The 24,330-nt window shown below is 64.5% G+C and carries 22 protein-coding genes and 2 pseudogenes; 11 read left to right on the top strand and 13 right to left on the bottom strand.

Translation table 11 applies throughout. The features are described from left to right. Together DJ029_RS19420 and DJ029_RS19415 are read left to right on the top strand one after the other, a co-directional pair. Positions 1-209: integrase core domain-containing protein (locus DJ029_RS19420; protein ID WP_157966456.1), on the top strand; the 209-nt coding region annotated here is incomplete at its 5' end. 6 nt (positions 210-215) lie between these two features. After that, a pseudogene (locus DJ029_RS19415) lies at positions 216-383 on the top strand (integrase core domain-containing protein); the annotation flags it as partial. Between the two features lie 31 nt (positions 384-414). Here DJ029_RS19415 and DJ029_RS19410 read toward each other — a convergent pair. The 8 genes from DJ029_RS19410 to DJ029_RS19375 all read right to left on the bottom strand — a co-directional run bounded on the left by DJ029_RS19410 (position 415) and on the right by DJ029_RS19375 (position 8,975). Next, on the bottom strand, positions 415-1,410 hold the full coding sequence (locus DJ029_RS19410) for a formylglycine-generating enzyme family protein (protein ID WP_112324152.1): 996 nt from the start codon (positions 1,408-1,410) through the stop codon (positions 415-417). Further along, entirely contained in the window at positions 1,407-2,174 is a 768-nt protein-coding gene (locus DJ029_RS19405) for an SDR family NAD(P)-dependent oxidoreductase (protein ID WP_112324151.1), read from the bottom strand. The genes DJ029_RS19410 and DJ029_RS19405 overlap by 4 nt, the downstream gene beginning before the upstream one ends. Continuing rightward, complete coding sequence (hisD, locus tag DJ029_RS19400) at positions 2,171-3,478, bottom strand: histidinol dehydrogenase (protein WP_112324150.1); 1,308 nt, start codon at positions 3,476-3,478, stop codon at positions 2,171-2,173. Before hisD ends, DJ029_RS19405 begins: the two co-directional genes overlap by 4 nt. 68 nt (positions 3,479-3,546) lie before the next feature. Then, complete coding sequence (gene ltnD / locus DJ029_RS19395; RefSeq protein WP_112324149.1) at positions 3,547-4,458, bottom strand: L-threonate dehydrogenase; 912 nt, start codon at positions 4,456-4,458, stop codon at positions 3,547-3,549. Next, positions 4,455-6,002, bottom strand: coding sequence for a tripartite tricarboxylate transporter permease (locus DJ029_RS19390; RefSeq protein ID WP_198671203.1), 1,548 nt, complete (start codon positions 6,000-6,002; stop codon positions 4,455-4,457). Before DJ029_RS19390 ends, ltnD begins: the two co-directional genes overlap by 4 nt. Before the next feature lie 3 nt (positions 6,003-6,005). Continuing rightward, positions 6,006-6,467, bottom strand: coding sequence for a tripartite tricarboxylate transporter TctB family protein (locus tag DJ029_RS19385; RefSeq protein WP_112324147.1), 462 nt, complete (start codon positions 6,465-6,467; stop codon positions 6,006-6,008). Positions 6,468-6,490: 23 nt separating this feature from the next. Continuing rightward, positions 6,491-7,432 carry a Bug family tripartite tricarboxylate transporter substrate binding protein gene (locus tag DJ029_RS19380; protein WP_157966455.1) on the bottom strand — a complete coding sequence of 314 codons (942 nt, stop codon included), beginning with the start codon at positions 7,430-7,432 and terminating at the stop codon, positions 6,491-6,493. A gap of 49 nt (positions 7,433-7,481) precedes the next feature. Further along, on the bottom strand, positions 7,482-8,975 hold the full coding sequence (locus DJ029_RS19375; protein ID WP_112324145.1) for a sulfatase-like hydrolase/transferase: 1,494 nt from the start codon (positions 8,973-8,975) through the stop codon (positions 7,482-7,484). Positions 8,976-9,100: 125 nt separating this feature from the next. On the opposite strand from DJ029_RS19375, the gene DJ029_RS19370 reads away from it, so the two are divergent. Continuing rightward, the gene (locus DJ029_RS19370; RefSeq protein WP_112324144.1) at positions 9,101-10,012 is read left to right on the top strand and encodes a LysR family transcriptional regulator; all 912 of its coding nucleotides are present in this window, start codon (positions 9,101-9,103) and stop codon (positions 10,010-10,012) included. A gap of 62 nt (positions 10,013-10,074) precedes the next feature. On the opposite strand, the pseudogene DJ029_RS19365 reads toward DJ029_RS19370, so the two are convergent. The 3 genes and pseudogenes from DJ029_RS19365 to DJ029_RS19355 all read right to left on the bottom strand — a co-directional run. Further along, positions 10,075-10,605 (bottom strand): annotated as a pseudogene (locus DJ029_RS19365) (transposase); the annotation flags it as partial. A gap of 808 nt (positions 10,606-11,413) precedes the next feature. Continuing rightward, positions 11,414-12,346, bottom strand: a complete 933-nt coding sequence (locus DJ029_RS19360) for a recombinase family protein (protein ID WP_112324143.1) — start codon at positions 12,344-12,346, stop codon at positions 11,414-11,416. A gap of 198 nt (positions 12,347-12,544) precedes the next feature. Further along, the gene (locus DJ029_RS19355) at positions 12,545-13,150 is read right to left on the bottom strand and encodes an exonuclease domain-containing protein (RefSeq protein ID WP_112324142.1); all 606 of its coding nucleotides are present in this window, start codon (positions 13,148-13,150) and stop codon (positions 12,545-12,547) included. Positions 13,151-13,603: 453 nt separating this feature from the next. Between DJ029_RS19355 and DJ029_RS19345 the strand changes: the two genes are divergently transcribed. The 4 genes from DJ029_RS19345 to rpsD all read left to right on the top strand — a co-directional run bounded on the left by DJ029_RS19345 (position 13,604) and on the right by rpsD (position 17,724). After that, entirely contained in the window at positions 13,604-14,473 is an 870-nt protein-coding gene (locus tag DJ029_RS19345) for a helix-turn-helix domain-containing protein (protein ID WP_112324140.1), read from the top strand. A gap of 181 nt (positions 14,474-14,654) precedes the next feature. Continuing rightward, positions 14,655-15,857 (top strand): serine hydrolase domain-containing protein, encoded by a 1,203-nt coding sequence (locus tag DJ029_RS19340; RefSeq protein WP_112324139.1) that lies wholly within the window; start codon positions 14,655-14,657, stop codon positions 15,855-15,857. A 72-nt stretch (positions 15,858-15,929) separates the two neighbouring features. Beyond that, entirely contained in the window at positions 15,930-16,637 is a 708-nt protein-coding gene (locus tag DJ029_RS19335) for a carbonic anhydrase (RefSeq protein ID WP_112324138.1), read from the top strand. Between the two features lie 466 nt (positions 16,638-17,103). Continuing rightward, the gene (gene rpsD / locus DJ029_RS19330; protein ID WP_112324137.1) at positions 17,104-17,724 is read left to right on the top strand and encodes a 30S ribosomal protein S4; all 621 of its coding nucleotides are present in this window, start codon (positions 17,104-17,106) and stop codon (positions 17,722-17,724) included. A 76-nt stretch (positions 17,725-17,800) separates the two neighbouring features. Here the strand turns inward: rpsD and DJ029_RS19325 are convergent, their stop codons facing one another. Then, positions 17,801-20,221: an EAL domain-containing protein gene (locus DJ029_RS19325; RefSeq protein ID WP_112324136.1), complete on the bottom strand. Its 2,421-nt coding sequence runs from the start codon at positions 20,219-20,221 to the stop codon at positions 17,801-17,803. Positions 20,222-20,485: 264 nt separating this feature from the next. Between DJ029_RS19325 and DJ029_RS19320 the strand changes: the two genes are divergently transcribed. From DJ029_RS19320 to DJ029_RS19305, 4 genes are all read left to right on the top strand, one after another. Next, entirely contained in the window at positions 20,486-21,733 is a 1,248-nt protein-coding gene (locus DJ029_RS19320) for an MFS transporter (RefSeq protein WP_112324135.1), read from the top strand. Between the two features lie 102 nt (positions 21,734-21,835). Beyond that, positions 21,836-22,483 (top strand): peptide-methionine (S)-S-oxide reductase MsrA, encoded by a 648-nt coding sequence (msrA, locus tag DJ029_RS19315; RefSeq protein ID WP_112324134.1) that lies wholly within the window; start codon positions 21,836-21,838, stop codon positions 22,481-22,483. Then, positions 22,476-23,042, top strand: a complete 567-nt coding sequence (locus tag DJ029_RS19310; RefSeq protein WP_112324133.1) for an AAA family ATPase — start codon at positions 22,476-22,478, stop codon at positions 23,040-23,042. Before msrA ends, DJ029_RS19310 begins: the two co-directional genes overlap by 8 nt. Positions 23,043-23,115: 73 nt before the next feature. Further along, positions 23,116-23,985, top strand: coding sequence for a 50S ribosomal protein L11 methyltransferase (locus DJ029_RS19305; RefSeq protein ID WP_112324132.1), 870 nt, complete (start codon positions 23,116-23,118; stop codon positions 23,983-23,985). Between the two features lie 87 nt (positions 23,986-24,072). Here the strand turns inward: DJ029_RS19305 and DJ029_RS19300 are convergent, their stop codons facing one another. Continuing rightward, positions 24,073-24,303 carry a DUF1127 domain-containing protein gene (locus DJ029_RS19300; RefSeq protein WP_112324131.1) on the bottom strand — a complete coding sequence of 77 codons (231 nt, stop codon included), beginning with the start codon at positions 24,301-24,303 and terminating at the stop codon, positions 24,073-24,075. Positions 24,304-24,330 lie beyond the last annotated feature (27 nt).

Genomic DNA, 24,330 nt, shown 5'->3' with positions numbered 1-24,330 from the left:
GATACAACGAGCGGTTCAACGGCACGCTGCGCCGAGAGGTCCTGAATGCCGAATGGTTTGCGACGACCCAGCAGGCGCAGATCGTCATCAACCACTGGCTCAAACAGTATAACCACACCCGCCCACTTCAGGCGCTCAACATGCGGCCACCAGTTCCTGAAACCCTATTAGAGAAAGCACAAATCAGTGGCCCAGACACAGGGGGCTAGACAGCTGACGAGGTGAGGAGTGGCGAAATCTTCTACTCGATCCGTGAAGCACAAATCATCATCGAAAGCTGGAGGAAACATTACTACACCAAACGACCCCATAGTGCCCTAAGCTACCGCCCACCTGCGCCCGAGGCCAGCGTCCCGATGGGCCAACGGCCGATCATGCAATAACTTTTGGCATGGACCACTCAACTGGGGCTGCTCAATTGAACGCGACGCGGAAGCCGGAGTTGCTTGCGCTCGTATCGGGTGGCAGGCCCAGGCGCGCGGCGATCCGGTAGCGGTAGCAATGGCTGACGTGACAAAGGAAGGAGCCACCCTTCAATACCCGTTCCCTGCCGGACCTGGCAGCCGTGTTCCGCTTTTTCGCGGCGGCGGAAACCGAGCGGACGCTGAAGGCGTCGCTGGTCCATTCCCAGACATTGCCGGCGAGGTTGTATAACCCCAGGTCCGAGGGCGCGAAGCTTCGCGCCGGGGCCGTACCGAGGTAGCCGTCCTTCAACGTATTCTCGACCGGGAAGCGGCCCTGCCAGATATTGCACAGGATGGTATCGCGGTCGTCCGGTTCCTCGTCGCCCCAGGGGAATTTGCGCCAGTTGTTGCCACCCCGTGCGGCGTGTTCCCATTCGGCTTCGCTCGGCAGGCGGCCGCCGACCCAGTCGGCGAATGCGCGCGCATCGCTCCAGGAAACGTGGGTCACCGGGTGATCCTGGCGGTCGGTGATGCCGCTGCCGGGGCCCTCGGGGTGGCTCCAGCAGGCTCCTTCAACCCGGCTCCACCAGGGGGTGTCAGGGTTGGTCGCAACAACCTTCGCCTGTTGCGGCAGAAGTCCGGCGAAGACGATCGACCAGCCAAAGCGCTCCGCGTCGCTGACATAGCCCGTGGCTTCGACAAACTCCGCGAAACGGGCGTTGGTGACGGTGGTCGCCTCCAGTGCGAAGTCGCGCAGGACGGTCTTGCGGCGCGGGCCTTCGCCGTCGGCCTTGAATACCGGTGCGTCGGTGCCCACGAATGAGCGCCCGCCCCGGACGGGGATTGCGTCGTGTGGGCGGGATGTGCCATCGCCAAAGCCGTCCCCAGTGGCTGGTAGCTCCGCCTCCGTCCCCCGCTCCGTTAGCGAGCAGCAGGCCGTAGGAGGTGTTCCGGGTGCAACTGCCGGGGCCGGCGATTGCGGGGGTGTTTGCGGGGCGCGTGTCATTCCGCTGTCCAGCCACCATCGACAAGAAGGGACGTCCCCGTTACCAGCGCAGACGCCTCAGAGGCAAGATAAAGGACCGCGCCGGCAACATCACCCGGCGTTCCGACCCGGCCGAGTTTGATCTTTTCGCGGATCCGCTCGACATGCTCTAGATCCTGGAAGGTGCTTTCGGTCAGGGCTGTCCTGACGAAGGTCGGGCAGACCGTGTTCACGCGGATGCCGGACGGCCCCCATTCGATGGCCATGGCCTTGGTGAACCCTTCCACCGCGTGTTTCGAGGCGCAGTAGACCGCCCTGTCGTAACCGCCGACATGCCCCATCTGGGACGAGATATTGATCAAAGAACCCGGCCGCCCGGTGCGGGCCAGGCCCTGGGCCACGGCCTGCGTGACGAAGAAGGCGCCGCGCAGGTTCACACCCATCACCTGGTCAAAAGCATCCGCTGTCACTTCCAGCGCGGGCTGGTGGCGGGCGCAGCCGGCGCTGTTGACCAGAATATCGAAGGGCCCGGCCTGGCGGATCGCCTCGGCGGTCGCGTCTATGTCGCCGATATCCAGGGCAAGGCTTTCCGCGGGAAGCCCGGCCTTGGTGAATGCGTCTGCCACCTCCGCCAGCCGGTCCGGGTTGCGCGCGACCAGCGTCAGCTCAGCACCGGCTTGCGCCAGTGCGGTCGCCGCAGCCAGCCCGATCCCCGACGAGGCGCCGGTGACCAGGGCACGTTTCCCGTCCAGCCGGAACGTGGGTATGACGGGAAGCTCCGTCACTGCGCAGCTTCGCCGTAGGGCACATTCACGCGACCATAGCGGCGCACGCGTAGGTTGGCCTGTTCGGCGTGGCCTACGAAGCCTTCCAACATGCACAACCGCGAGCAGGAGGCACCGATCTCGGCTGCCGCCTCATCAGTGGTGATGCGCTGGTAGCTGTGGGTTTTCAGGAACTTGCCAACCCAGAGCCCGCCGGTATAGCGCCCGGCCTTTTTCGTTGGCAGCGTGTGGTTCGTGCCTATCACCTTGTCCCCATTCGCCACGTTGGTGCGCGGCCCAAGGAAGAGCGCGCCGTAGCTGTGCATGTTTTCCAGGAACCAGTCATCGCGACCGGTCATCACCTGCACGTGTTCCGAGGCGATGTCGTTGGCCACGTCCAGCATCTCGTCATAGGTGTCGCAGACGATCACCTCTCCGTAGTCCTGCCAGCTTGCTCGCGCCGTATCGGCAGTGGGCAGGATCTCCAGCAGGCGGTCAATTTCCGCCAGCGTGTCCTGTGCCAGTTTCTTCGAGTTGGTCACCAGCACTGCGGGCGAGTTGTAGCCGTGTTCAGCCTGGCCGAGCAGGTCTGTCGCGCACATTTCCGCATCCACGGTTTCGTCTGCGATCACCATGGTCTCGGTCGGGCCCGCGAACAGGTCGATCCCGACGCGGCCAAACAGCTGGCGCTTGGCTTCCGCGACGAAGGCGTTGCCGGGGCCGACCAGCATGTGGACCGGATCGATCGTTTCCGTCCCGATCGCCATGGCGCCAACGGCCTGGATGCCGCCAAGGACATAGATTTCATGCGCACCGCCAAGGTGCATCGCTGCGATCACGGCGGGGTTCGGTTCCCCCTTGAACGGCGGCGTGCAGGCCACGATGCGCGGCACCCCGGCGACCGAGGCCGTGGCCACGGACATATGCGCCGAGGCGACCATCGGGAACTTGCCACCGGGAATGTAGCAGCCCACGGACTGCACGGGGATGTTCTTGTGCCCGAGGATCACGCCGGGCAGGGATTCCACCTCGATATCGGCCATCGAGTCGCGCTGGGCCTGGGCGAACTTGCGGACCTGTTCCTGGGCGAACTTGATGTCCTCCATGTCGCGGGCCGAGACCTTGCTCATCAGCGCTTCGATTTCGCTTTCGCTCAGGCGGAACGATGCGGGCGAGAAGTTGTCGAACTTCTCGGACAGCTCGCGCACGGCCGCGTCGCCGCGTTCCTCGATGCTTTGCAGCGTGCCCTGGACGATCTCACGAACCTTCTGGTCGTCGGCCGCACGTTCTTGCTGTGGTTTCGCTGTTTTCAGATGCTCGATCATATTATCTTTCCATACCAGTCTGTTGTGTTTGAGAGGGAGAGAGTGGGGGGCTGGCCACAGGCCAGGCGCTAGGCGGCGCTTTCGGGCAGGCTCACGCCGGCTGCCTTGGCATAGACCTTGGCCACTGCCGCGTCGTCTTCCAGGCCCAGTCCGGCATCGGCGGCTGCCTTGAACTGCTCAAGAGCGACGGACATCAGTGGCGTCGGAGCGCCGGCCTTGCCGGCCAGTTCCTGGGCGATGCCAAGGTCCTTCAGCCAGATGTTGACCGCGCTGTGCGGGGTGTAGTCGCCGTCCACGATGTGGGGGCCGCGGTTTTCCAGCATCCAGCTGGATCCGGCACATTTGCTGATCACGTTCAGGAACTGCGCCGCGGGGATGCCCTGTGTGGCCGCGAAGGTCACGGCCTCGCCCAGGGCACTGATGTGAACGCCGCAGAGCAGCTGGTTCACCGCCTTCATGGCAGAGGCGGTGCCTGCCGACTCGCCCAGCTCGAACACGGTTTCTGCCATGGCATCGAGTACCGGCCTGGCGGCATCGAAGGCTTCGGGGCGCCCCGAGGCGAGGATGCTCAGCGTGCCTTGCGCCGCCTTGATCGACCCGCCCGAGATCGGTGCATCGATGAAGAGCAGGCCGGCGTCCTGGCAGCGGGACTCCATCTGGCGGGCGACATCGGGGTCCATGGTCACGCAGCAGACGACGACCGCGCCCTTGCGCATGTGTCTGACGATCCCGTCCTCACCGAACAGGACCGCTTCGGTTTGCGCGGCGTTCAGCACGGTTACGACGGCAACATCGGCCTCTGCCAGCGCCTCAGGCGTCAGCGCGCCTTTCGCGCCCTCGGCCAGGATCCGCTCCAGCGGTTCGGGGCGAATGTCGCGGCAGTAGCAGTCAAGGCCTTCCCGGATGGCCGATTGCGCCATGCCGTAGCCCATGGAGCCCAATCCGAGAAATGCCACCGTGGTGCATTTTGGCTCAGTCATTTCTCATTTCCTTCCAGTTCCGTGGATGTCGTTTTGGATTGCGAGTCCGCATCGCCCGCCACCGCTTTCGGGCGGATCATTTTCACCAGCGGCCAAAGCAGCACGCCCAGCGTGATGGCGAAGAAGACGTCCGCGATCGGGTAGGTGAAGAAGTTCAGCGGCTGCATGTTGGTGATGATCAGCCCCTGCCGCAGGCTGGTTTCCAGCGGAGCGCCCAGGATGAAGCCGATCACGATCGGGGCCAGGGGAACGCCCGCATAGCGCAGGATCAGCCCCGAGATGCCCGCGATGATCGCAGTCGCGACATCGATCATGCTGAAGCGAATGACGTAGGATCCGGCCAGCGAAAGCGGCACGATCATCGCCATGACAAGGGCATTGGGCACCTTCAGGATGCGGCTGAAGACATGCGCGCTCATCGCACCGACGACCAGCATGATCAGGTTGGCGAACAGCAGGGCCACGAAGATGAAGGACACCAGGTCCGGGTTGCGGTTGAACAGCTGGATGCCCGGCGTGATGCCGTGGATCACCAGTGCGCCCAGCATGACGGCGGTTGCGGCATCGCCGGGAATCCCAAGCGCCAGCGATGGGACAAGCGCGCCGCCCGTCACCGCGTTGTTCGCGGTTTCCGAGGCGACAAGTCCCTCGGGCTCTCCCTCGCCGAAAGTGTCCTTGCGCGGCGAAGAGGCCCGCGCTTGCGCGTAGGAAATCAGCGAGGCGGCGGTTGCCCCGACACCGGGCAGAATGCCAAGGAAGGTCCCGATGACAGAGCTGCGCAGCAGGGTCGCGCGCAGTTTCCACCACTCGCGGAACGGGGCCACCTTGAATCCGCTGCGCACGTCGGCGGCGTTCAGGTCCTGGTCCTGGCGTTTCGCGGCGGTGCTGAACACCTCGGACAGGGCGAACAGGCCGATCAGAAGAGGCACCACGTTCAGCCCGCCCGACAGCGCGAAATTCCCGAAGGTGTAGCGGTCCACGCCGCTCATCGCGTCAGCGCCGATCATCGACAGGAAGACGCCGATACAGCCCGCCAGCAGCCCGGTCAGCGTGCTGCCACGCGACACCCATGCAATCGTGGTGAGGGAGAAGGCGATCAGCGCAAACGTCTCGACCGGGCCGAAGCGCACGGCAAAGGCCGCAAGCCGGGGGGCAAAGATCGACAGCACGATCATCGAGAAGATACCGCCGATGACAGAGGAGATGGTCGCCCAGCCGATGGCCTCGGCCGCGTGGCCCTTGCGGGTCATGGGATAGCCGTCAAAGGTGGTCGCGGCGGATTGCGGCGTACCGGGCACGTTGATCAGCAGTGCCGGGATCGACCCCCCGAAGACAGAGGAGACGTAGATCGCCAGCAGCACACCGATCGCCTGGGGCGCGGTCAGGACAAAGGTCAGCGGCAGCGCGATCGCCAGGGCCGTGACGGTGCCAAGGCCAGGCAGGGCGCCCACGACCATGCCAACGAAGGTCGCGGCGATCATGATCGCAATCGTCAGCGGGTCTGCGAGCAGGGAAAGGGCGGCGAGGAAAGACGACATATCCATGGATCAGAACCCAAGTCCAGGGACCGGCGGCAGCGGCAGCCGGGCGGCTTTGACAAGAAGAAGGTACAGGCAGGCGACCCCAGCCACGGCAACGACGGCGTTGATCAGCCAATTGCGATAGCCCAGGACGCGGGCCGTCAGGATCGCCGCCACCGGGCTGACCGCAAGAAAGCCGAGCGGTTTCAGCAGCACACCGGCGGTGCATACGATGACGACAACCGCGGCAAGCGCGTCCCAGTCGGCATCCGGCAAGCCACCGCTCGCCTGCACAAGGCGGCTGATCAGCAGGCTACCGGACAGAAGGATCAGGCAGGTCAGGATGAGCTGCGACACCAGGAACGGCGGCGCGTCACCGGGCAGAACGAAGGTCGCGTCGCTTTGTTCGAAAGATGACACCAGCAGGAAAATGCTGGTTGCCAGAAAGGCCATCCACAAAAGAGCGCTGGAGAAGAGCAGTTTTTTCATCAGGATGGCCTTTCCGGTTTGTTTTACTTCACCAGTCCGATTTTGGTCAGCATCTCAAGGCTGGCATCGAACTGCTCCTCATAGAACGCCTGGAAATCTTCGTGGCCGAGGTAGCGCACGATGAAATTGGCGTCTTGGAGGCGGGACTTCACTTCGGGATCCTCGACAGCCTGTCCGCAAGCGTCGGAAAGCGTCTCCAAGATCTCTACCGGCGTGTTTGCCGGCGCGTAAAGCCCGTTGAAGATCGACACCTGCACGTCGATGCCAAGTTCGGTCAGGGTCGGAACGTCGGGCAATTCGTCGATCCGCTCGGCAGAGGCGACGGCAAGCGTCTTCAGCCCGTGCACGGTGCCCATGGCCGAGTTGTCGGCCGCCAGGTCGGCCTGCTTGCCCAGAAGGGCCTTGGCTTCCTCGGCGCCTCCACCCACGGGCAGGTAGGTGAAGGTCGTGCCGATCGCGTTGGCCAGCGCGGCCTGTGTGATATGCGGGACCGACCCGGGGGCCGGGCCCGCAACGATCAGCGTCTCGGCCTTGGCGGCCTCGACCAACTCTTCCATCGAAGAATACGGGCTGTCTGGGGAGACGGTCACCGCCGTGGGGTTGTCAGTCAGAAGGCAGACAGCGACCATGCTGTCTTTGCCGTAGGGCAAGGGCCGCAGGTTCGGCTGCAACGTCGTGGGGGCGCTGGGGCTGAACGCCAGCGTGTAGCCGTCTGCTTCGGCACCGGCGAACTGCGCCATGCCGATGGTGCCGCCGGCACCCGGCACGTTGACCGGAACCAGGTCGGCGCCCAGCACTTTCTGCATGCCGTTGAGCAGGATGCGCCCCGAGGTGTCGGAGTTGCCGCCTGCCCCGAAGGGAATGATCACCTGGATCGGCTTTGCCGGATAATCAGCGGCGGCGACCGCAGTTGCCATCAGCGAGCCGATGGTAACTGCTGCGAGTTTCTTGAAAGCATGTTTCATAGATTTTCCTCCCGGTTTGAAACGCTTCATTGGTTATGGGGCGCGATGCTCAGGATGGGCGCTCGCGGGTCCATTCGATCTGCGGAATATCCACCTTCGGGGACGGGGGCCATCCGTCACCACGCTGAGAGTTCAGGTGGCGGTGGGGGGCCCACTCATAGGGGCGGCCTTCGGTCCCGACCAGCTTGCCATCGGACAGCCATTCCAGGTCCCCGTCATACAGCTCGGAGATGAGCAACTGAGTCAGACGCTCGCGCACTTCGGCGTGCTTGTCGTCTCCGGCAAGGTCGACCATCTCGCGCGGGTCCTCTTGCAGGTCGAACAGCTGGAAGTGGTTGCCGACGGGGTAGTAGATAAGCTTGTAGCGGTCATCGCGGATCATGCGGGTGGCGTGATCGTCTTCGCCGCATTCGCCGTAGATATAGTCGTTCCGCTCCTCACCGATCATGGAGACGCCCTCGCAGGTGTCCGGGATCGGAATGTCGCAAAGGTCCAGCAGGGTCGGCATCACGTCACGGAAGCCGACCAGGCGATCATCGACCACGCCCTCGGGGACGCGGTTGTTGCCCTTGTTGGGCAGAAGCACCATCGGGATGTTCGCCGAGCCTTCGTAGAAGACGCGCTTTGCCACCATGTTGTGGTTGCCCAGCATGTCGCCATGGTCGGAGGTGAACATGATGATCGTGTCGTCCATGATACCTTCCATCCGCAGGGTGCCGATCAGGTAGCGGATCTGATGGTCGATCTGGGTGCACAGCGCGTAGAAGGCACGCTTGGCTTCCTGCAACTGCGCATCGGTGTACAGGTTCGTACGGTTGCATAAGGCCGAGATTGCAAAGGGCATCTCGTCCTTGGGCTTGACCCACTCGCCCTTGAAGGGCGTGTCGATCTCGACGTTGCGATACAGCTCAAGATAGGACTGGGGCGGCACCAGCGGCGGATGTGGGTGGCGGAATCCAAGGTACCAGAAGCCGGGTTTCGACGGGTCGCGGCGCTTGATGACCCGCGCCATCGAGCGTGCGGCCCAGTTGGTGGCGTGGGTTTCCTCGGGCAGGTGCCAGGGGCGCCAGTGGTACTGGTTGTTGGACATGCCGTGATCGAACTGACGGCCCGGATAGCCGGCATCGCCGAGATAAAGGTCGTAATCGTCCAGAGTGCCGTACTGCGAGCGGCCTTCGTCATCCAGGATGACCGAGTCAAAGCCGATACGGTCGCGCTGGGGCTGCACATGCAGCTTGCCGACCGCATCCGCCTGGTAACCGGCATCACGGAACGCCTGCGCCATGGTCGTGACGTCGGGCATGGGCAGGTCGTCCTTGTAGACCCGGTCGCCATGGGTGCGGGCGGATTGCCCGGTCATCAACGTGCGCCGGGCGGGAATGCAGACCGGGCATTCCGAATAGGCGTTCGAATAACGCACGCCGCAGCTCATGATCTCGTCCAGACCGGGCGTCATGACCGACGGGTGACCCGCGAAACCGAAGTGCTCGGCACTCCAGTGATCGACACAGATCAACAATACATTTGGCCGTTTATCGGACATTCCCTACCTCTATTGCGGTTAACGATTCTTGTTTCGTTGAAAAAATAGCTTGTCATCAAAATTAAAAAAAATGAAAATTGGTAAGTTAAAAATTCCAAACTGGAACCTTATTAGCAGGATGAGCCATGCCCGAGATTACATTACGCCAACTCAGGGCCTTCCAGGCGGTCATGACCAATGGCAACGTCAACGCCGCCGCTGAGCGGCTGCACCTGACTCAACCTGCTGTCAGCAAACAACTTACCGGGTTGGAAGAGGCGCTGAAGATAAGCCTGTTCCACCGTGGCAGTGGCCGTTCGGTGACCCCCACAAGCGAAGGGCTTGCTTTCTACAAGGCAATCGAGCCGACGCTCGAAAACTTGGGAAATTTGTCGACCATCGCGTCGGAAGTCGCTCGCCGCACCCGCCCCCGGCTGAGATTCGGGGCCCCAACGCCCATGTTGAACAGCCCGCCGATCATCCAGGCGCTACATCGCTGCAAGCAGGAAAATCCGGGCGTCTTCCTCAGTCTTGAGCAGCGCACCCGGCTTGAACTTGAGGATTGGATGGCCAGCCGGCAGATCGACCTCGCCTTCGGTCTGCTGCCGGTCGAAAACCCCCTGATCGCCGCGGTGCCCCTGATCATGACGGAGGCGGTCGCGGCCGTGTCCCCGGACCACCGGCTCGCTACCCGGCAGGAGATCTGCCATGACGACCTGATCGGAGAGCCGCTTATCCTGCCCAGCCGGCAGCTGCTGCGCAATAGGATCGATGTCGGCCTTTGGGACTTGCAGGGACAGGTCGTGATGGAGGCGACCTCATCCCTGAGCTGCCCCGCGATGGCCGCGTCTGGGCTGGGCGTGGCGGTCTGCGATCCGTTCAGCGTTTCCATGTTCTCACGGGAAAACGTAGTTACGCTACGCCTGCGTCCGCGGATTCCGCTGGAATATGGTGTGCTGCATCAAAAGGATTCTCCCCCGGACGACGTTATCCAGGCTCTCATCGAATTAATGAAGGACGAGTTGGAAAAATGCGACGTGCTTCCCCGATGCGGGTAGCCCCGATTTCGGCTTCAACTGGTTTAACGGAATGCGGTTGTCTTCGAGCATCCGGATCGGCACAGCGCAGTGAGCGCGGTCTCGAGCCCGGGCGCGCCGTCGACGATGATGAAGTCGCGGCGCTTCAGCCCGCGGGCGCAGCATGCGTCCCTGTCGACCATCACGTTGCGCCAGGCCCGGCTGACGACGTCCTTGCCGGCCGCGCGTCCTGGAACAGGCCGAACAGTGCGCTCCTGGCGCGCCGCGTGTTTGTCGCAGCGAGGTAGACCGCGGCAATTAGCGCTTCGGCTCGCTTCTTCAGCTGCTAATAGCGCGGCAGCGCCTTCGAGCGCCATTCAATGACCCTGCCGTCCTCGGCCTCGATTCGCGCCCGCAGCACGCTGACTGTCTCTGTGCCGAAGGTTCCGACGAGATGGCGTTGGCGCCGCCCGTGGCGATACCATTTGCGGGCGCCACGAAACCCGTAGCGAATGCGGCCCAGAAGCCCGGCCAGTTCCTCCTCGAACATCGTGTCGACGGTCGCACGGATCGTCTGGCGCAGCCGATCCTCGATCAGATTGCTGCCGGCCTTCCCCATGCAGTAGCGCCGGCATGGCCGTGTCTCATGGCCGTGTCTGTAGTCTTGGTCTTGGCGTGGCCTCCCTTGCGATTTTAGTTGCCGGTCCGGTGGTTTTCGGGTTTCCAAAGATTACGTTGCTCTCCAATTTTCAGCACATTCGGGACGCGACCCGAGATTCAAAATATTATTTCATTAGAATCAAAGATTTAGCGTGGAGAAGGTTGTCTTTCAGGCGCTTCGCCCCGCCATTTGCCCCAGTCTCTATCCCCCTTGTTTTTTCCCGGCATTTTCCTCCCGATTCCCCCGGGGGTTACCCTGTGTGCTCGCCCAGGGAGACGACGGGGAGGTCGCTGATCACGGGGCTCAGCCCCGGCTGTCTCCCGAGCCTGCATCACGCGCTTCGCTCAGCGGTAAAATTCCCTGCTAGCAGGGAATTCTGCAAAAATGCGGTCGTTCCGGCGTGCACGCCGTTTGAACCAATATGGCTTTAAGGGGGTTGCAGCTGTTTTCCCTACGTCACCCAGCAGGGAATTGCCTGGGAACGTCGGGAATCCTGAGGCGCGGCTCAGGCGTGGGTCAGAACTGTGCCGAAGCCGCGAGATGCGCTTGCTGCGCCCAGTCTAGGGGGACTGGTTTGCGAACGATCCGTCCAAGGGTCAGGTCCGCTGGCTGACGGCCCTCGAGGATGGCCCGCTGGACAGCCGGGGAGAGGAAGGCGAGTTGTGCGCGGGTGCGAATGTAGGATTCTGAGTGTGGGGTTGCTGCCGCGATCTCGTGCAGCGGTTTGCCTTCCGTAAGCCCGAGGACTAGGCATGCGCACGAGCCTGGGCACGGAGCAGCGTTCAATCCGTGTCAGGTTTCTGCTTCCCAGCCACGATCTTTCCCTCAACGCCCCGCCGGTCTTGGGTGAAGGGAGTCTTGATCTGTAGCACCGCCGGATCGATCTGCCCGGGATCCAGCCCCGGTTCGCGCGCCAGCTTTGCTGCATCGAGGTCGAGGATGATCCGTCCCTCTGCCAGTCGTCCGTCGGCGACGAGGTCCGCGAGCAGATCAAGTGTGCCCTGCGAAAACCGCCTTGCGAGGTCTTGCGCCCTGGTGCGTATCTCGTCTCCAAGATGCAGATCCGGTGTGTGGCAGATCCGGTGGGTTCGGGCGCGATCGTCAATGCGCGTTACGACGACGGGTACAATGGTCTGCTCCAGCGCCGCGGCAGGCAGACGCCAGCCTTGTGGATCGGTCCCGCCAGAGATCAGACGGTTGGATACATAGTAGCGCAACTGTTGCCCGTGGCGTCGCGTGTGCGTAGGGGTGAGCCGATCACCAGTTGCGTCCCGAAGCTTGCCGGTGAGCGACGCGGGTCCGCTTCTGCAGGGATTGCCCGCTGACCGTTGCCGGGATCTCGGCCGCGCGCTGCCGGCTTGCAGTTTGGCGTCGACCTTGTCCCACAGCTCTGCGTCGACGATCGCCGCGTGCTGCCCGTCCCAGAACCGGGATTTGTGGCTTATCTTGCCGATATAGATCGGATTGCGCAGCAGAGCGTAGATCTGACCGTGGGAGAAGGGATTGCCACCCTGGGCCCGGCCTGACTGGAACAGGTGCCGCTTTGAGCGGAGGTGAAGCTCATTGGCTCTGTTCATGACCGCGTTCAGGCAGCCGAGGTGATCGTAGAGGTCGAAAATGGTCTGCACCGTCTCGGCTTCTTGCGCGTTGATTACGAGCCCACGAATCTTGGGATCGGGATGCGGACCGTACTCCAGGGACGGCACACCGCCCATCCAGAGGCCTTTCTTCTTTGAGGCGGCAATCTTGTCCCGAATGCGTCTGCCGTCACTTCGCGCTCGAACTGCGCGAAGGACAGGAGCACGGTGAGCGTCAGCCGACCCATGGAGGGGACGGTGTTGAAGGCCTGGGTGTCGGCCTCCTCGCCTTAAAGTTAGGGGGCAAAGCGTCTACAAATCTAGGGGAACATCGGGTCAAGCATCATGAAAGCAAATCTCCGGACCCTTCGCCTTCTCCGCGTGCAGAACAACTTCTGCAGCAGCCCTCGCATCTTCGCCAGCATCGTGGTGCTCGAAAGATAGCTTCAAATGTGCCTTCAGAGATGCGAGGCCGTGACCGCCGTTTCCCTTCAGCTCTGGCCACGCGCGGCGGGCGACCGTCACGCTGTTCTGCCAGCTCCAAGGCGGCTCTTCCCGTCCGAGCCCGGCGCATGCGGCCCGAAAGGCGCTGCGGTCGAAACCTGAGTGCTGGTAGACCGAGAAGCCGCCGAGCGGGCTCTCAATAAACGAAAGGGCGTCTGCGAACTTGGGCGCCCCCCTGACGGTAGACTGGCTGATCCCGTGCAGGCCCGTGAACGTCCATGTCGAGGTGCATGGATCGACGTATGTCGTCCAGGTTTCGATGGAGTTGTCAGGACGGACGCAGGCGACGCCGATCTGGCAGATGCTGGCACGGTCGTGGTTGGCGGTTTCCACGTCAAGCGCGACGAAGCGAAAGGGGCCGGAGGGGAAATCATCGCTCGCCTCGGCGCGGCGTCTCAGGAAACTCAGCATCGGGAAAACCTCTTTCGGAAAAATCATGGCAGGCAATCTTTCGTAGCATCGAACCGCTCGAGATCTTCGATACAGGCTTGCGTGTCTTTTGGCGAAGACTAAGCCGCGTCACTTTCCTACGTCACGGAAAAATCGATCGGGGTGTGCGTCTGGAAGGGCGTCGCGGGTTTCCTTTGGCTCTTTCTTCGCGGTCTGGAAGGCATCTCGGAATTCCTGACCGTCTTCGATGAGAATGTTCTAGTCGGTCATCAGCGCGTTGAATCGGGTGTGAAGTCCATCGTATTCGTCGGCGCGTTCGCGGGGAACATCGCCCTTCCCAAGTGATTTGCGGTCTTGTATCCCTTGGGTGGAAACATGAAGCGCGGCTGAGCCCCAGGGTTGAGCGGGTTAACCCGGAGGCAGCCCCTGTCGTTCGTTCCCTGTCACTCGACACTGCTCCCCGATGCGCTGACCCAGGCCGCGTTGCAGCCATGGATAGAAATGGAATGCCTTCAGCTTGGCCGCGGCAAGCGGCTGGGGCTGTTGGACAGTCTTGACCTGGGGGGGCAGCAGGTCGTTCGCGAATACCAGTACGCCGCGGTACAGAAGACCGGCGCCACCCCGCGCAACCTTTGCACCCTGTCCTTCACCACCCTCAATCCCGCCTTCCGCTTTTCCGAGCATGACGCGGGCAACACGGGCACCATCTTCTTCATGTCCGGCGCGGCGGAGTTCGACCTGCTTGTGCCCGAGGGGGTGCAGACCACCTATGTCAGCCTCGACCAGGAGGATTTCCTGACCGCCGCGCGTGTCTTGAACCCGGTGGAATGGGGCGATGTCCCGGCGGGCGTCAAGCCGTTACAATCGGAGCAACGCGCCTTGTTTGACAGCTCCGTCGCGGCCCTGTTCAAGGCGGCGCGAGAGCAGGGCGATACCTTCGATCCGGGCGTCATGCGCCAGCTTCTGTTCCAGGCGATGGTGCGGATCGCGACGCAGGCGCAGAAGGACGCGGGGGCAGCGCCGCCCGCGCTGCGCGTCCGGGCGTTGCGCATCTGCAAGGGCGCGCGCGCCTGCGCCGAGGACCGCCTGGAAACCGAAGACCTGCCGACCATCGTCGAGCTTTGCGCGACACTCGGCGTGTCCGAGCGCACCCTTCAATACGCGTTCCGGACGCATCTCAACATGTCCCCGCTGGCCTACCTGCGCCTTCTGAGGCTCAATCGCGTGCGCGCGACGCTCAGGCGATCCTCCCGCGCGGAGACAACGGTGACATCGGCCGCGATGCTGCATGGGTTCCTGCACCTGGGCCGGTTTTCAAGGGATTACAATCGCGTCTTTGGCGAACTGCCATCGACGACGCTCGCCTCTTGAAAGGATGTGCCGCCGTGGTCCGAAAAATCCGGCGGACGTTCCGTGTTTTGCGGAAATCGGATAGGTCGCCCCGCCGCGGGGCGCTACTGTGCCCACAGGTCCGCGTTGCGTAAAACCCCGAACTCTGGTCAATCACGCCGGGCAGGCTGCCAACCACCGATCGACCAGGGAAATTCCGGCTATGACATACTTCGCTGAACGACTACGTATTCCGAAGATCACATATATTACCTGCGTGGTGACGGGCCTCCTGGGAAGCGCGTTTGCGCCCTCGAACGCCAGCGCGTCGGAGCTTGAAAGCTACCTGTCCGAAATCCGGGCCGAGTATGGATTGCCCGCGATTGCGGCCGCGGTGGTGGCGGACGGCAAGGTCGTTTCCGCCGCCGCCGTGGGGACACGCGTTCTGGGGCAGGACCTGCCGGTCAGCATCGACGACCGATTCCACCTCGGCTCGAACACGAAGTCCATGACCGCGACCCTTGCCGGGATCATGGTCGACGAGGGCAAGCTGACCTGGGAGTCCCGCGTCGGCGACATCCTCGGCGACCTGCTGCCGGGGATGAGAGCAAGCCTGGCCGACGCCACGCTCGAGCAACTGTTGTCCAACTCGAGCGGCGTGCCCAGCGACACCGACGAGATCGTGGACCTCTACTTCAGCGCCGACGCCTTCGACTACAACCCGACGGAACTGCGGCTCAACCTGATCGACCGCTGGAAAGAGAACGAGATCGCGGTGCCCGAGGGATCGCCCTTCCAGTACTCCAACCTCGGCTACATCATCGCCGGGGCGATGATCGAGAAGGTCGCGGAACGGCCCTGGGAACTGCTCATCAACGAGCGTATCTTCGCCCCGCTGGAGTTGGGCACGGCGCGGCTTGGCGCCCAGGCGACCTATGGATTGATCGATGCGCCCGTCGGGCACCGGATCGAGCAGGACGGATCCGCCACGCCGATGCTCTGGGCCGCGTCGGGCGACTTGCCGAAGGTGATCGGGCCGGCCGGGAATGCGAACATGTCGATCCTGGACTACGCGAAATGGGCGGGCTGGAATGCCGGCCAGGGCGCGCGCGGCCCGGCGCTGGTTGCGCCTGAAACGCTGCGCCACATCCAGACGGCCAAGGTCCAGACGCCAGAGCGGCCCTATCCGCCCCCGGGCACCCCGAGCACGGGCGGCTACGCGCTTGGCTGGGGGATCGTCACCTTCGCGTGGTCTGACGGCCCGGTACTGACGCACAACGGATCGAATTCGATGAACCTCGCCCGGATCGTGGTGGACACGGAGCGCGATCTCGCCGTCGTGGTGACCACGAATTTCCCCGGCGGGCGGGCCAACGCGGCGGCGGGCGAGGTCATGCAAAATCTTTACGAAGCTTACGCAAAATAGATCGCGGGGCGCCCCGGCGGACGGCCTGCGCGGCATCCGACCGGGTTTTTTATCACGAAGGAGAATACCATCATGTGCAACGATCGCTCAACGGACACCATCAGCCGCCGGGGCCTGTTCGCTGGCGGCATGGCCCTGTCCCTGGCAGGGGCCACCGCGTCCGGCAGCCTCGCCCAATCGAGCGAACCTGCCCCGGCCACGCCGGAAGAGCCGCTTCAACGGCTCATCGCGGGCAACGCGCGTTACGTGTCGAACACTGCCGTCAACCAGGATCACTCCGCCGCCCGGTCCGCCCGTGCGCTCGGTCAGCAGCCCTTTGCCGCCATCGTCGCCTGCGCCGACTCGCGGGCGGTTCCCGAGTTCATCTTCGACCAGGGGCCGGGGGATCTTTTCGTTGTTCGCGTTGCGGGGAACTTCATCAATGACGACGGGCTGGCAAGCCTGGAGTTCGGTGCGGCGGTTCTCGGCATCAAGACGATCGTCGTGCTCGGTCACACCGGATGCGGGGCGGTGGATGCGACGATCAAGTCGATCCGCGACAAGGAGCTGCCGCCGGGGCATCTGCCCCACCTGGTCAACGCGATCCGGCCCGCCGTCTACGACGTCATGTCCGAAGCCCCCGGCGACCTGCTGGCGGCGGCGACGGCGCGGAACGCCAAGCTGAACGCCGAAAGGACCGCCACGGCGGATCCGATCCTGTCAGAGATGCATGCCGCCGGGAAAGTCACCTCCGTCGCCGGGGTGTACGATATCTCCACGGGCAAGGTGGACTTCCTCTGACCGAGGGGTCCGGCCGCCTGGCCTGAGGACCCATCCTGACCAGAACGCGGCCGTTCGCTGACCCTGTCGGCGGGCGGCCGTGGTCGTTTTACCGAAAGCAGGGCGGGCGGAGGGCGTCGGTTCGATGGGGCACATGCCCCATAAACCGGCGGGTCGCGGGCCCCTCGTCATCCATCGACCCCCGCGGTATTCTCAGGGGAATTGAGAAGCGGGCGGCGGCTGTCCTGGGCGGGACTTCGCGGGCCGACGCAGCCATCTGCTTCCCGCGCGGGGCCGGTGGTGAACGCGCCGCATCGGGGTCGGTTGACAGGCCCTTCGGGATGCTTATAACAGCGGCTTCCGGCGTGGGCCCCAGGCATCGCGTCGGCCATTGGTGTTTGTGGCCCCCGCGAGGGGATGCCTGTCGCCCCGGATCTAGGTTCGGGGAAAGGAAAGCACCTTTCACATTTGATGAAAGGATCCAGCCGTGACCAAACGCACGTCTGCCAAGTACAAACTCGACCGCCGCATGGGCGAAAATATCTGGGGCCGTCCGAAATCCCCCGTCAACCGCCGTGAGTACGGCCCGGGCCAGCACGGTCAGCGCCGCAAGGGCAAGCTGTCCGACTTCGGCCTGCAGCTGCGCGCGAAGCAGAAGCTGAAGGGCTACTACGGCGACCTGACCGAGAAGCAGTTCCGCCGCATCTACTCCGAGGCCGAGCGTCTGCGCGGCGACACCGGTGAGCTGCTCATCGGTCTGCTGGAGCGGCGCCTGGACGCCGTCGTCTACCGCGCGAAATTCGTGCCCACCATCTTCGCCGCACGCCAGTTCGTGAACCACGGCCACGTGAAGGTGAACGGTCAGCGCGTGAACATTCCGTCCTACCGCGTCAAGGAAGGCGATGTGATCGAGGTGCGGGATCGTTCCAAGCAGCTCGCCGTCGTGCTGGAAGCAGCCTCGCTGGCCGAGCGTGACGTGCCCGACTACATCGCCGTCGACCATTCGAAGATGACCGCCGAGTTCACCCGCACCCCGGGCCTGGGCGATGTGCCGTACCCGGTGATGATGGAACCGAACCTCGTGGTCGAATTCTACGCGAAGAACTGATCTTCGCACGCCAAACGGCCAAGTTATCGCGGCGTCACCTCGGAAGAGGTGGCGCCGTTTTCATGTCTGGGGCAGGTCAGTTCCGCCGCTGCATCACGATCGGCGGATCGCTGGGGGAATGGATCGACTCGCGCACCAGGGCCATCGCCTGTTCGCGCGGCACCGGGGTACCGTCCACGTAGCCCTGGACGAAATCTGCCTTCGCAGCGCGCAGCGCGTCCCGCTCGCCCTCGGTTTCGGCACCTTCGCCGGTGACGGTCATGCCTAGCGCGTGGCCGAGTTCGACGATCGCGCACACGATCGCGCGCGCCTCGCCCGAGGACAGCATCCGTGAGACGAAGGCGCGATCGATCTTGATATGATTGACCGGGAAGCGCTGCAGGTAGGACAGCGAGGAATATCCCATGCCGAAGTCATCCAGCGCGATGGTCACGCCCATGTCCTGAAGGGTGCGCATCTGGCCGCGCGCGTCCAGGCCCTTGGCCAGGAACACGGCCTCCGTAATCTCGACGACCAGCGCATCGGCGGGGCAGTTGTGCACGAGCAGGCTGTCGCGGATCAGTTCGGTCATGTCGTCGGCGAACAAGTTCGGCGAGATGTTGACCGAGACATGGCCGCCGAAGCCCAGTTTTCGCGCCTCGGCCGCGAAGCGGCAGGCGATATCCAGCATCTGGATCGTCAACTCGCGGATCTGGCCGGTTTCCTCGGCGACGGGTACGAATTCGGCGGGGCTGACCGTGCCGAGGGTGTCATCCTCCCAGCGGGCCAGCGCCTCGAACCCGACGAGGGCGCCATCGTCAAGTGCATGCTGGCGCTGGAAATGCGCCGTGATCCGCCGCTGGGCGAGGGCGCTGCGCAGCGCCCCCTCGATCTGGCTCTTGCGCTGCACGTCCTGTTCCATGTGCGGCTGAAAGCGCGTGGCGCGCCCGCGCCCCTGGTTCTTGGCAGCGTAAAGCGCCAGGTCGGCCTCGCGGATGATGTCCTGCGCCGTCGCCTCGGGCGAGGGGTCCAGCGCGATGCCGACGCTGGCCCCGGTCTGCAGGGCCCGGTTCGCCAGGCGCACGGGCCTTTCCAGGATGCTGACGATCGCCTCGGAAATCGCGACGGCACGTTCCGCGGCGTCCGGCCTGGTGATGAGCATCGCGAACTCGTCGCCCCCCATGCGCGCGGCCAAGTCTTTCGCTCCTGCGGTCCGGCGCAGCAGCCCCGCGACATGGATCAGCAACTCGTCCCCGACGGGGTGGCCGAGCGTGTCGTTGATCGTCTTGAACCGGTCGAGATCCAGCAGCACCAGCGCTGTCTCGGCCGGATCCGCGGCAAGCTGCTCTTCGAGCCGCTCCTCCAGGACGCGGCGGTTGTGCAGCCCGGTCAGGCTGTCGAAATCCGCCAGCCGCCGGATGCGGCTGGAGATGCGATCCTGGAAGGAATTGTCCGACACCAGGATCACGGTACCGATCCCGCGTTCCTCGTCCTCGGTGATGGGGGCGATTCGGATCGCGACGGGCAGGGTGTCTTCCGGAAAGTCGCTGACATCCGCCCCGGCCGGGTCGATGTGCAGTTCCGTCGTCAGGTCGAGCGGCTGGACCCCGTTGATCGCCGCCTCGATCCGCTCGCGGTGCTCGGCGTTCGCCACATTCGCGAACAGGGGCGTGTCGCCTGTCACTGCATGGTCGAAATAGCGGCGCGCCCTTGGGTTGGCGAATTCGATGCTGCCGTCCGCTGACAGGATCAGAACCGCGTCCTGAGTCGCCTCCAGCGCGCGCAGGATGCGGTGGCGGTGCTGGCGCGCGCGCAGCTCGCGCCCTTTTCGCAGCACCTGCATTTCCAAGGCATTCACCCGGAAAGTGTCGAGCGCGCGCGCCACTTCCCCCACTTCGTCCTTGCGGGTCAGGTACGGGATCGGATGCGACAGCTTGCCATCGCGGATGCGCCCGATGGCGACGCCGATCTGGGACAGCGGGCGAAGGATCGCGGCGTTGATCAGCATAAGCGCGGCGGCGAAGGTGCAAAGGAAGAAGGCGAGATTGATGAACCGCGCGCCGCCCAGCAACTGCTGCATTTCGCGCAGGCTGGCGAGCGACCGGTACACGACGACCTGCACCGTCTCCCCCTCGTTCTTTTCCATCCGGATATGCGCCACGTGTTGCTGCAGCTCAGCATCCGGCGCGTTGCGGGGGGAGCCGATCTGCGCAATCACCTGACCCGAGCCGGAGATGACCCGCGCCCCGGCGAAGTCCGGATCGGTCCGCAGCACGGCGAGGTTGCGGATCGTCTGCATCCGGTTCTGCGTGCGCAGGCTTTCGATCAGCGATCGGGCCGCAATCTCCGCCAGCAGGTCGCCCTTTACGGTCTCGGCCTGTTCCATGCCTTTGTTCTGGGTCTTGATGATGCTCACCGTGAAAAGCATCTGCGGACCGCCCACGACCAGCGTGAGAAGCAGAATGGCACGCCACCGGAAACTGGCGATGGACGCGAGGCCGCCGGTTCGCTTGCTCACGGGGCAGCCCCTAGGGCGGCCACGATCCCGTTGCACCCGACCGTGGCGGCATTGTCGTCACGCATGAAGCTCCTCCGCAGCAGGCTGTTCACGGGGCGTTCTTGCCGCCAAATCGAGAAGATAGTGTAAAGACAGCGAAGTCCTGCGCGGCCCGGTCCCACCGGTGGCGCGGGCGCCGGGGCGGGCAGTGCGCCGTGGCAGGGCGATCCGCGAGGGCTTTGACAGCCTCTCGCCAAAGGCAGGAAAAAGGCGTAATCGGTGGCAATGAGACCGATTTTCGCCTCCCGCATCGTGACCCTGGAACAGGCTGCCGAGCTGCCCCGCTGGCAGCAGCCGGAGTCCTTGTTGATGCTGTTCGCCTTCGGGATGCCGCTCAGCTTCGCGGTCTGGGTGGCGACGCTGCAGAATTTCGTGATCGAGGTGGCCGCCTTCGACGGGTCCGACTGGGGCTGGCTGCAAACAGTGCGCGAGATCCCGGGCTTCCTGGCGATCGGCGTGATCCTGGTGATCATGGTGATGCGCGAACAGACGCTTGCGCTGCTCTCACTCGTCTTGCTGGGCGGGGCGGTGGCGGTGACCGGCTACCTGCCGAGCTTTTCGGGGCTGTTGTTGACGACGGTCATCTCCTCCATCGGGTTTCACTATTACGAGACGGTAAACCAGTCGCTGCAATTGCAGTGGATCGACAAGAAACGCGCGCCACGGGTGCTGGGCAATCTTCTGGCCATGGGCTCGGCGGGGTCGCTGCTGGCCTATGGCCTGATCGTGATGACGTGGAAGTCCTTCGACCTGAGCTATGAGTTCGTGTTCATGGCCGGGGGACTGACCACCGTGGCGGTCGCGGTGTTCGCCCGGCTCGCCTATCCCCAGTTCGAGGCGCCGAATCCGCAGATCAAGCGGATGATCCTGCGCCGGCGCTACTGGCTTTATTACGCGTTGCAGTTCATGGCCGGGGCGCGGCGGCAGATCTTCATCGTCTTCGCGGCCTTCATGATGGTCGAGCGTTTCGGCTTCGAGGTGCACGAGGTCACGGCGCTGTTCCTGATCAACTATGTCGCGAACATGGTGCTCGCGCCGCTGATCGGGCGCGCCGTCGGCGTCTGGGGCGAGCGGCGGGCGCTGATGGTGGAATACGTCGGCCTGACGCTGGTGTTCCTGGCCTACGGGGGCATCTACTATTTCGGCTGGGGCGTGGTCCTGGCCGCGGCGCTTTACGTCATCGATCACCTGTTCTTTGCCATGGCGCTGGCGATCAAGACCTACTTCCAGAAGATCGCCGATCCCGGCGACATCGCCCCGACCGCCGCCGTCGCGTTCACGATCAACCACATCGCCGCCGTCTTCCTGCCCGCGCTTCTGGGCTATGTCTGGCTGGTCAGCCCGGGGCTGGTCTTTGCCACCGCCGCGGGTATGGCGATGGTGTCGCTGTGCCTTGCCATGCTGATCCCGCGCCATCCCGGACCGGGGCATGAGACGGTGTTCACGCGCCGCATCGCGGCCGTGGCGGAATAGCCGGCGCAAGGGGCGGCAGGGCTTGTCCGCCGCCGCGCAGCGACTATCTTTTTATACAAGGGGCGCCGCGCTGCGCCCCAACAGGAAACGGAGCGCCGAACGATGTTCAGCCTGCTGAAGAAGACCACGATCCCGGCGAGGGAAGACGCGCTGCCCGGCCGCGCGACGGCGATCCCCACGGCGGAGACGCATTTCGTGAACGGCCGCCCGCTGAAGGGCCCGTATCCGGAGGGCAGCGAAACGCTCCAGCTCGGCATGGGCTGCTTCTGGGGTGTCGAGCGGATGTTCTGGAACCAGCCCGGCGTCTGGGTGACGGCGGCGGGCTACGGGGCGGGCCATACGCCCAATCCCACCTACGAGGAGGTATGCTCGGGCCATACCGGGCACAACGAGGTGGTGCAGATCGTTTACGACCCCGCGAAGATCGGCATAGAGGAACTTCTGAAGGTCTTCTGGGAAGGCCATGACCCGACGCAGGGCATGCGCCAGGGCAACGATCGCGGCACCCAGTATCGCAGCGGCATCTACTGGAGCACCGAGGCGCAGCGCATCGCGGCCGAGGCCAGCAAATCCGCCTACCAGGAGCGGTTGGGCGCGGCGGGGTTCGGCCCGATCACCACGGAGATCCTTCCCGCGGGTCCGTTCTATTTCGCTGAGGATTATCACCAGCAGTACCTGGCCAAGAACCCGCGGGGCTACTGCGGAATCGGCGGGACGGGGGTGACCTGTCCGATCGGCACGGGTGCCTGAAACCGAAGCGCCGCGGCGTATCCACATCACCGGCGCCAGTGGTTCCGGCACCACGACGCTGGGCCGCGCACTTGCCAATCAGCTCGGGCTCAGTCACTTCGATACCGATGACGTTTACTGGCGGCCGACCGCCTTGCCGTTCCGCGAAAAACGCCCGGAGGCCGAGCGGCTGGCGCTGCTCGACGCGCTTCTGGGCCAACGCAGGGCGTTTGTTCTGAGCGGCTCGATCAGCGGCTGGGGCGGGCCGATAGAGGAGCGTTTCGATCTGGCCGTCCTCCTGCGCGTGGCAACCCCGATTCGCCTGGAGCGCCTGCGGGCGCGCGAGGAACTGCGCCACGGCGCGGCGGCCATCGGGGCCGGCGGCTGGCGGGAAAGCCCCCTGGTGGCGTTTCTCGACTGGGCCGCACGGTATGACGATCCGGACTTCACCGGGCGCAGCCTGTCCGGCCACCAGGCGTGGCTTGCGGGGCTGGACTGCCCGGTGCTGACGCTGGACGGCACCCGCCCGGTTGCAGAGCTGATCGCATCCGTTCGTGGTGCGCTTTGCGCACCGCGATGACCGCTCCGCTTGACGGGCCCCGAGGCGGCGCTTAAGCGCTGGGCCTGATCGCAGCCCCGTCAAAGGAACTCCCATGCCGACATGGACCGCCCTGACAACGCTTCCCGGCGAAAAGCTGGCGCAGGCCCTTGCCGACCGGCTTGAGGAACTGGCCCCGACCCCGACGGGTGTCGGCATCTTCGAGGTCGAGGACGGCTCGGGCACCTGGGAAATCGGCGGCTACTTCACCGAGAAACCCGATATCGCCGGCCTGTCGCTGCTGGCGGCGATGCATGACGCCCGCCCGTTCGCGGTCAGCAAGGTCGAGGATCGCGACTGGGTCGCGCAGGTGCGCCGGGAACTGACCCCGGTGTCCGCGGGGCGCTTCATCGTCCACGGCTCGCATGACCGTGCGACGATTCCGATCAACCGCATCCCGCTGGAGATCGAGGCCGCGATGGCCTTCGGCACCGGCCACCACGGCACCACCAAGGGCTGCCTCCTGGCGCTGGAGCGGCTGATGAAGCGGGGGTTCATCGCGGAGCGGACGGCGGATATCGGATGCGGCACCGGGGTGCTGGCGATGGCCGCGCGCCGAGGCTGGCGGCGGGACGTGATCGCGGCGGATATCGACCCGCAGGCGGTGGCGACGGCGCGCGCGAACATGGCGGCGAACCGCATCGGCGGGGCCGTGCCGGTGGTCCGGGCCGCGGGCTTTCGCGACCCGACCCTCAGGGCGCATGCGCCCTATGACCTGGTCTTCGCCAACATCCTCGCCCGGCCGTTGATGCGCATGGCGCCGCAGATGGCCGCGCATGTGCGCCCGGGCGGTGCGATCATCCTGTCGGGCATCCTGACGCGCCAAGCGACCCATGTGCAGCAGACCTACGAGGGGCATGGCTTCACCCGCTGGCACCGCATCGTGCTGGGCGATTGGGTGACGCTGGTGATGCGCCGCGCCTGAAACGGCAAAACGGCCACCGCCGGGATCGGGCGATGGCCGTTCAATCCGTGTCCTGCCGGGCCGTCGCGGGGCCCGGATGCAATTGGATCAGACGCGCGCGCTGAACGGGCTGTAGCGGACGGCCTTCAGCCCTTCGGCGGTGCGGGTCAGGCCGACATCTGCCAGCTCACGCTCGCTCATGCGGGCAAGCGCGGCCTCGGTCCGGCTCTTGGAGAGGAGGCGGCGCAGCGAGGTCACGGCGCGCTCTGCAAAACGCATGCCGGAATAGGTGGTGAGGGCGCCAAACGGTGCGGGGCGGGGGGTATTGCAATAGGCCATCGGGCGCTTCCTTCGAATGAGTGGTCA

It is taken from the genome of Oceanibium sediminis (genome assembly GCF_003265325.1).
GTDB classification, from domain to species: domain Bacteria; phylum Pseudomonadota; class Alphaproteobacteria; order Rhodobacterales; family Rhodobacteraceae; genus Halovulum; species Halovulum sediminis.
This window is presented reverse-complemented; position numbering and strand designations above follow the sequence as displayed.